Source organism: Corynebacterium sp. (assembly GCF_030532195.1).
Lineage (GTDB): Bacteria > Actinomycetota > Actinomycetes > Mycobacteriales > Mycobacteriaceae > Corynebacterium.
Genome location: NZ_JAUNLP010000006.1, coordinates 181,662 through 188,378 on the forward strand (window position 1 = coordinate 181,662; position 6,717 = coordinate 188,378).

Genomic DNA, 6,717 nt, shown 5'->3' on the forward strand with positions numbered 1-6,717 from the left:
TTTCTACACATTCCCTTCGGGGCGTTTTCGCTATCTCCGGCGCGGGCCTCATCCCAACCGACCCCAAAAAGACAAAAGCCCGCAGGCATCCCTGCTTAAAACAGAGGTGCCCGCGGGGCATTGCCTGCAACCTAAAGGCTGCGGATAAAACTACTGGTTCTGGTTAATCACCGTGGTCGGGTGAACATAGCCCAGGGTCTCCGGATCAACCGGGAACTCAAGGTCACCAAAAGGCGAGTCCGCGCCAGCGTGGTGAGCAATCAATTCAGTAACAGCGTGCTGACCTGGCTCGAGGTCCTTCGGCCAGCCGGGATCGACGTAGGATTTCTTTGCAACGTTAGCCATGCTGAGATTATCCCAAAAATTTTCCCGCCAGTCACCTTCTTCCCTCCTTAATTCTCACTAAAGTGGGGATTGTCATGACTAGCACCACCCCCTTTCCGCTTTTTTCCGACTGGTTGGCAGCTCAGCCAGATAAATCTGTGGGCACTATTCTCAGCAATCGCCCAGACGTTCTGTCCCCGCCGCCAAAGTCCTCCCAGGTGCTAGCAGCCCGCCTTCAACTTCGGGCTTCTGTTTCTCGCGCGCTGACCAAACTCCCAGCACTCGAACTTGCATGCATTGAAGCCGCAGCGGATATCGGCGCTGATGCCGCGCCGATTGCCACCGATGACCTCATCGACTACATACACAGCGCACTTACCCGCGCCGATGTGCCCGCCACCGAACGCCCGACCGCCGCGCATATCCGTGCCGCGTTAGATCGCCTACGAGAATTCGGCCTGGCCTGGGGTAACGGCCCCGGTCCACGCGGGGCTTTCACTGGTAAGTCGACACGTAAAAAGCCTCTCGCCTGGCAGGATTACATCGGCATCATCGATGAGGCCGCCACTGCTCTGCCACCCGGCTGGTACCTCCTACCCGACCCCGACCGCCCCACGCGCAGCCAACTGCGCACGGCGCTGAGTGAGGTCACCGAGCGGCAGCAGCGCCTCCTGGACACGCTCGCGGACTCCGGCGGCCTCGGCGTCACCAAGGACGCGCATCCAGATGCTGATCCAACATTGCCAGTCCCCGCGCTAATCAGCGCTGGACTCCTCGAACGCATCGATGAGGGCACCGTCCGCCTGCCTGCCACCGTCCGCGCACTAATGCGGGGTGCAGGGCTTGCCGACGACAACATCCCCCTACGCCCCAAAACTCCCGAAACTACGGTGATTTCCAGCGGCAATGACCGCGCTGCCGCAACCGCCTGGGAAACCCTGCGGCAAGCTGCAGACCTGTTGGAGCTGCTCGGCACCAACCCAGCCCCAACTCTCAAAGGCGGCGATATCGGTGTCCGCGAGACCCGCAGCCTGATGGAGGACCTCGGACTCGATATTTCCGAGCTCGCCCGCGCTGTCGCCAACCTTCAGGCAGCGGGGTTGGTGCACGTTGGCACACCGCATCCTCTGCCACTGCACGACACCGGTGGTAACTACTTCGCGCCGACGCTGGCAGCCGATGGGTTCCTGGATGCCGATTTGGTTGACCGCTGGGTGAGTTTGGCCGTCGGCACGCGCACCAGCGATGCAGCACCGTGGAAGGTCGACCAGATAGGTGAGGACGGCAAGCGCATTGCGCTGCTGTCGCCGCATTCGCATCTGTCAGGTGTTCCAGCAATCCGTGAGATGGTTTTGCGCAGCTGTGCCATGGCGGGGCCGTCGGAACGCGAGGGCGATATTCAGGCTCTCGTTGACCTGCGTGAATGCGCTGCGTTCCACTTCCCCATCACCAACGCTCGCAGTACCAATGAGACGCTCGAGGGAGTTGTCGGTGAGCTGGTGGCGCTGGGCATGATTGTGCGCGATCCTTCCGCGGAGACGATTTCTGTGGGACTGAGTGAGGTCGGAAAGGCTGTTGTCGACCTGATTCAGTCGGGTACCGCCACCGCTTTCGATGATTTGCGCACCGCCTGCAACAGTCTGCTCCCGCCGAATGCCACGTATTTGATGGTGCAGGCCGACAACACCGTCGTCGTGCCCGGCCCGGCGTCACCCGAAATGGAGCGCATGCTCGGCGCGATTGCCGAGTTGGAATCGCCGGGGCTTGCAAGCGTCTACCGCATCACCGAGGAATCGCTACGCGATGGTCTCGATTCCGGGCTCGATGCCACGGAGATCTCGGAGTTTCTCTCGCGCTACGCCGTCGGCGAGGTACCGCAGTCTGTCACGTATCTGCTTGACGACGTCGCGCGTCGCCACGGTCGCCTGCGCGGAGGCCCGGCAGCCTCCTTCATCCGTTGCGATGACCCGGCGATGCTTGCGTCCTTCCTCGGCCACCAGGCAGGCCGTCAGTTGACTCTACGCAAGATTGCTGACACTGTGCTGATCAGCCAAGCTCCACTCGCGCAAGTCATTGAGACTGCCCGGACTGCTGGCTTTTCCATCATTGCCGAAGACGCCGAAGGCCTTGTCTTGGATCTTGGCAGGTCACCGTGCCGCATTGAGGCGGCCGCCCCGGTGCGGGCCACACACGCATCAATGCCGGAGCCGGAACGTATTGGTCAGGCGCTGACAGCAATTGCCGAGGGCGACCGAGCAGCGACGAGCCCCGATGGCGCTAACGCCAAGAAGCAGGAGGCCACGGCCACGGCGCAGAGCGACTACGCCTCCGGCACGGAAGCCTTCAAACTGCTGCAGCGCGCCGCCCGCCATGGCGACGACTTAGTGCTTAAGTATGTCGACCGCAATGGCAAGGCTGGCCGTCGCCGCGTCCGGCCGGTCACTGTCTCCGGTGGGCAGGTCGATGCCATCGATCCGGCTACTGGTCAGGTGCTGCGGTTTCTCCTGCATCGCATCACGGAGGTACATCCGGCGGACTGAGGTCGCGCTCGCGGGGACCGTCGTAAAGCTAACAGCGAACGACTACGGTGACGCATCAACGCTCTAATCGTGGCAGAATTGACCTTTAGCTTATTTTTGGTCAAACGTCTGTGAGGCGAGGAGAAGTTATGGGTTTCGGAACGGGTCCGCTGATTGTCCAATCGGACAAGACGGTCCTGCTGGAAGTCGATAATCCGGAAGCAGATGCGGCACGTGCGGCACTGGCGCCGTTCGCAGAGCTTGAGCGCGCCCCAGAGCACGTGCACACGTACCGCATCACACCGCTGGCCCTGTGGAATGCCCGTGCGGCTGGCCACGATGCTGAGCAAGTGGTTGACGTGCTCGAGCGCTACTCCAAGTTCCCGGTTCCACAGCCACTGCTTATCGACGTCGCGGAGACCATGGACCGCTACGGTCGTCTGAGCCTGACCAAGCATCCTGCGCACGGCCTGATTTTGGTCTCCCACGACGCTGCGGTGCTGGCGGAGGTGACCAAGCACAAGAAGATTCGCCCAATGCTCGGCGAACAAATTGATGAGGACACCTGGACGGTGCATCCCTCCGAGCGTGGCCGAATTAAACAGGAACTGTTGAAGGTCGGCTGGCCGGCCAATGACACCGCCGGCTACATCGACGGTGAGGCCCACCCAATCGCGTGGGAGGGCCAGGGCTCGGGTTCGGAAAACACCTGGGAGCTGCGCGATTACCAGCGCATGGCCGCTGACTCCTTCCGCGAAGGCGGCTCCGGAGTGGTCGTGTTGCCCTGTGGTGCAGGTAAGACGATTGTGGGCGCGGCTGCCATGGTCGACGCGCAGCGCACAACACTCATTCTCGTGACCAATACTGTCGCTGGCCGCCAGTGGCGCGATGAGCTGCTGCGCCGCACCTCGCTGACCGAAGATGAAATCGGTGAGTACTCCGGCGAGAAGAAGGAGATTCGCCCAGTCACGATTGCGACGTACCAAGTGGTCACGCGCAAGACCAAGGGCGAGTACCGCGCACTTGAGCTGTTCGACTCCCGCGACTGGGGCCTGATTATCTACGACGAGGTCCACCTCCTGCCGGCTCCGGTGTTCCGCATGAGTGCGGATCTGCAGTCGCGCCGTCGACTGGGGCTTACCGCCACGCTGGTGCGTGAAGATGGCCGCGAGGGCGATGTCTTCAGCCTGATTGGGCCAAAGCGCTACGACGCTCCCTGGAAGGACATTGAGGCACAGGGGTGGATTGCTCCGGCCGACTGCGTTGAGGTCCGCGTGACCCCGACCGAAGCTGAGCGCATGGTGTACGCCACCGCTGAGGCCACCGACAGGTACCGCCTTGCCGCAACGACGCCGACGAAGATTCCTGTCGTAAAGCAGATTCTTGAGCGCCACGCCGGCGAGCCGACACTGGTGATTGGTGCCTACCTGGACCAGCTGGAGGAAATCGGCGAGCAGCTCGGTGTCGATGTCATCGAGGGCAAGACGTCCAATGCCAAGCGCGAGGAGCTCTTTGGCAAGTTCCGCCGGGGTGAAATTAACACGCTGGTGGTCTCGAAGGTCGCGAACTTCTCTATCGACCTGCCCGAGGCTTCTGTTGCTGTGCAGATTTCCGGCACGTTCGGTTCGCGCCAAGAGGAGGCGCAGCGCCTGGGTCGCCTGCTGCGCCCAAAGGCCGATGGTGGCGGTGCAGTGTTCTACTCTGTGGTGACTCGCGATACGCTGGATACCGAATACGCAGCTCACCGTCAACGATTCCTTGCTGAACAGGGTTATGCCTACCGAATCGTCGATGCGGACGAATTCCTCGGCCCCACCCTGCCGGGTGATTCCACCGCGCCGGACTCGCAGAAGAAGTAGTTACGAGTAATTAAGGACCGCCATGAGTTTCCACTTCCCCGTCAATGACGAGCACACCAAGGCGAATAACGAGTACTACCGCGACGCCCGCAGACTGCTCATCTCCTCCGCCATCTTCTCCGCACTGCTGTTCATCGGCGCAGTGCTCATGCTCGTGCTGCTCGACCGCACCACGTTCACGCTGATTGGCGCTGGCTTCATTGTCGCCCTCGGTTTGCTCTACACCGGCGTGACGTTCCAGGTAAAGCGCGCGATTAAGGATCCGCAAGAGCTTTACGACGAATCCCCGCTGGTCCCAGCCATGATTGCGGAGGTCAATGAGCGCACGATGGTGCTTATGACCCTGGTGGATACCCGCACGGACACGAGTGCCGGTGAACCGGTTCGTGCCTTGGCCGTACGCACAGTCACCGCAATTTCCGGTGTGCCCCGCCGCGTCGGTGCCAAGGTTCCAGCGATTGCTGTGGCTGGTGCACACAAGGGCAAGACCGACCTCTACGACGAAGTTACTCCCGTTCCGCTGGCGTGGTCCACGCCGGATAAGTCAGTGATTTCAGAGGCACAGCGCACGATTCCAGTCAGCGAATGGAATCTGCTGGAGCGCAACCTCGGCCGCGTGGACGAGGTGCGCAACACCAAGCATGATCTTCTGCCGCTGGACTAAGCAGCAGTAATTCTCTTATTGTCGACCCCAGGACTCTTCGTTCTGGCGGTCGACTTTTTCTTTGTCATATTCGCCCGCCGGGTCTTCTGGCAGCTCACGCGAGGTATTCGTCACCTCCAGGATGAAGCGCGCCGCATCCGTGATTTGTTCACGCTGGACACGCGGCACTGCAATTTGATGCGTTGCCAAAAACTCCGACTGCGATGTCGTTCCACCTGCTTCCGCCACCTTTTCCAGGAATTCCGTCGCCGGCCGCACGACAGTATCGCGCGAGGCGGATTGCACATGGACACGCAGGCTTCGCGACGGCGCGAACAGGCCCGGCGATACCTCTTCCGATGCCGCATCGGTGACACCGAAAAAGGCCTTCAGCCACGGCTCTGGAGCACCGCGCAGATCGAGCGCAGGAGAGACCAAAAGCAGGGCTACCGGGGTCTCCTCCGGAATCTGCTTCACGGCGGAGGCGACATTGTGGCCACCTGACGAGACACCATAGAGAACAATCGGGTTGTCCTCCGAAATCGGCTTGGCCCCGAGCTCCTGCAGCCCCAACGAATCATCCGCGACCGTGGCAGTCACCGTCGCAATGTCTTCGATTGCGGCAGATACTTTATTTTCCGGAGAGAGACGGTAATCAACATCGACCACAATCGCGCCCGAACGCGCCGCTAGCGCGGCCATATTCGGGCCGAAAGCATAATCCCGGAGGATGCCATCGCCCATCCAGAACCCACCACCGTGTGCCGCGACGACAACGGCGCCAGTGGGCTCCTGTGGAACAAACAGGCGGACAGGGATGCTGGGATTCTCCCCTACCGTACGGTCGAAAACCTCTACCTTTCCCTCTGCATATGCAAGGTACGGGGAACTGTGGTTAACCGCCGCACCAAGCACCATCATCGACCCATGGATGATTGCATCCGGCATGCGAGCACCACGGTCATTGACCGAATCGCGGGCAGCCTTAATCTCCTCCTCGCTGCCGCCGAGTGGCACCTGCTCATTGAGATAGGAGTAAGCCGAAACATGCTCCTCCAACCAGTCAATAAGTTGTTGTAGTTTTCCTTCTTCGGTGGTCACAGGAGTGAAGTTATCCTGCGAAGCATCATCAGATGCGGGCAGATTAACTACATCGGAATTCGGAGTCTGATTAGCCATAGCAACAGTCTGCCACAGACGGCGGATTGGGCTTCGAACACCCAAAAAGTTACCTATGCCTAAAACCCATATTCGAAGGGGATAGCAGATTTGAAGCTTAAATGGTTATGAAAAAGTGTGGGGTGTTTCAGGAACAAAAACCCGAAACACCCCACACAAATAAAATTAAGTTTTATGATGCCGGCGGCGACCT

At 60.4% G+C, this 6,717-nt stretch carries 5 protein-coding genes; 3 read left to right on the top strand and 2 right to left on the bottom strand.

Annotation, left to right across the window (positions count from 1 at the left end; all coding sequences use genetic code 11):
- Nucleotides 1-150: 150 nt before the first annotated feature.
- Nucleotides 151-345 (bottom strand): hypothetical protein, encoded by a 195-nt coding sequence (locus Q4E11_RS08250; RefSeq protein ID WP_303165090.1) that lies wholly within the window; start codon nt 343-345, stop codon nt 151-153.
- Between the two features lie 74 nt (nt 346-419).
- On the opposite strand from Q4E11_RS08250, the gene Q4E11_RS08255 reads away from it, so the two are divergent.
- From Q4E11_RS08255 to Q4E11_RS08265, 3 genes are all read left to right on the top strand, one after another.
- Nucleotides 420-2,864 (top strand): helicase-associated domain-containing protein, encoded by a 2,445-nt coding sequence (locus Q4E11_RS08255; protein ID WP_303165091.1) that lies wholly within the window; start codon nt 420-422, stop codon nt 2,862-2,864.
- A gap of 128 nt (nt 2,865-2,992) precedes the next feature.
- Nucleotides 2,993-4,702 (top strand): DNA repair helicase XPB, encoded by a 1,710-nt coding sequence (locus tag Q4E11_RS08260; protein ID WP_303165092.1) that lies wholly within the window; start codon nt 2,993-2,995, stop codon nt 4,700-4,702.
- A 22-nt stretch (nt 4,703-4,724) separates the two neighbouring features.
- Complete coding sequence (locus Q4E11_RS08265; protein ID WP_303165093.1) at nt 4,725-5,366, top strand: DUF3239 domain-containing protein; 642 nt, start codon at nt 4,725-4,727, stop codon at nt 5,364-5,366.
- Between the two features lie 15 nt (nt 5,367-5,381).
- Here Q4E11_RS08265 and Q4E11_RS08270 read toward each other — a convergent pair whose 3' ends face one another.
- A complete protein-coding gene (locus Q4E11_RS08270) occupies nt 5,382-6,524 on the bottom strand; it encodes an alpha/beta hydrolase (protein WP_303165094.1) in 1,143 nt (380 codons plus the stop codon).
- Nucleotides 6,525-6,717 lie beyond the last annotated feature (193 nt).

Excerpts from the sequence above, each read along its gene's own strand:
- Q4E11_RS08250 (WP_303165090.1), bottom strand. The coding sequence starts at position 345 with ATGGCTAACGTTGCAAAGAAATCCTACGTCGATCCCGGCTGGCCGAAG.
- Q4E11_RS08255 (WP_303165091.1), top strand. The coding sequence starts at position 420 with ATGACTAGCACCACCCCCTTTCCGCTTTTTTCCGACTGGTTGGCAGCT.
- Q4E11_RS08260 (WP_303165092.1), top strand. The coding sequence starts at position 2,993 with ATGGGTTTCGGAACGGGTCCGCTGATTGTCCAATCGGACAAGACGGTC.
- Q4E11_RS08265 (WP_303165093.1), top strand. The coding sequence starts at position 4,725 with ATGAGTTTCCACTTCCCCGTCAATGACGAGCACACCAAGGCGAATAAC.
- Q4E11_RS08270 (WP_303165094.1), bottom strand. The coding sequence starts at position 6,524 with ATGGCTAATCAGACTCCGAATTCCGATGTAGTTAATCTGCCCGCATCT.